We start from the raw sequence: 1159 nt of genomic DNA on the forward strand, positions 1-1159 counted from the left end.
TTAACCGCCTTTTTCAAGGCAACCGAGTTCACAGAACAATGGTATAAAAAGCCTCAGGACGCGCGCTCTATGCGATCAGTGCCATGAGGTGAGAAATTAGCCCAAATGAAAGCGAGAACCAAAGAGCCCAAGAAAGCCAAGCCTAAAAAAATACCACACCTGGTGGCACCCTCTCTGATTATTAGTCTAATCAATTGCAATAAACCATTAAAGCCTGCGGTCTGGTCATCTCTTGAACACTATGCCAGCAGCGGCCAGCTAAACGCCCGTTTATGCACGGCACTCAGCCCGGTTATCAAAGATGATAAAGACGGCATTGTTCCAGACCTCGTTAAGAAAGCGGTGGTTGCAAAGTTGGAACAGATTGAGGCAGCAAAAACGCCAGTAGTAACATCAATCCCTCAGCAAGGACTTCCAGCAAGGGCAAGCATACCAACTCAAGGGAACCAGGTTGCCAACAGTCGCATTCAAGGGCCGCTATCTAACTTTGACGCGGCAATGGAAGCTCTGGATCGTTTTCGCGAATTGGGAAATGCAGAACTTGAACTGCTGGAACCCCACCGAAGCCGAATGACTTATGTTGAATTAAGCACTGCTATCTGCAAAATGAGCTACGCAGTGGATTCAGAAACACGGAAAGAATGGACTGAAGCCAGCGAGAAAAGGAGAAGAGACCCACTTGGGCTTGATGAAATAGTGGAATGGGATTTGGATTCATTGGCGACATTGGATTCATTGGCGACAGAGTCAGAACTGGTCAACAACGATGACTGGATGGAAGAGTTCCTGCAAGGGCTGTGATATGCAAGGCTTGCATCGGCGCATACGACTGCTTCAATATTTATTCGACCGTTCAAATGACGACAAAGCTCGTCTGCACCCTGATTCTCCAGAATGCCATCAACCGTCTGATTATCGCGGTCTCTGGCTACCATGACCGGTATTTGTCGACACTCTGTCTTCTTCTCATTACCCCGTTTCCTGGCAGCTCTTGGAAGACCTTTTTTCTGACCTTTGAAGGATTCACGGAAGAAAGTTTCATCCAGTTCTGTGATGCCACTAAGCTCCGGTGCCCCTGATACCGGCTGCCTGGAACTTTACCGGGCTGACCAGGTCAGTTCTATTGTTGTCATCCCCAGACGATTCTCCAACTGGAAAC

The 1159-nt window shown here is 48.2% G+C and carries 1 protein-coding gene and 1 pseudogene; one reads left to right on the forward strand and one right to left on the reverse strand.

Annotated elements, in window-relative coordinates:
• The first annotated feature begins 105 nt into the window (after window positions 1–105).
• Window positions 106–801 carry a hypothetical protein gene (locus CX664_RS24830; RefSeq protein ID WP_101749268.1) on the forward strand — a complete coding sequence of 232 codons (696 nt, stop codon included), beginning with the start codon at window positions 106–108 and terminating at the stop codon, window positions 799–801.
• Here CX664_RS24830 and CX664_RS28390 read toward each other — a convergent pair.
• Window positions 750–1073, reverse strand: a pseudogene (locus tag CX664_RS28390) (IS1595-like element ISEnu2 family transposase); the annotation flags it as partial. The gene CX664_RS24830 and the pseudogene CX664_RS28390 sit on opposite strands and share 52 nt — an antisense overlap.
• Window positions 1074–1159 lie beyond the last annotated feature (86 nt).

The organism is Endozoicomonas acroporae, from assembly GCF_002864045.1.
In the GTDB taxonomy this organism is placed as follows: Bacteria; Pseudomonadota; Gammaproteobacteria; order Pseudomonadales; family Endozoicomonadaceae; genus Endozoicomonas; species Endozoicomonas acroporae.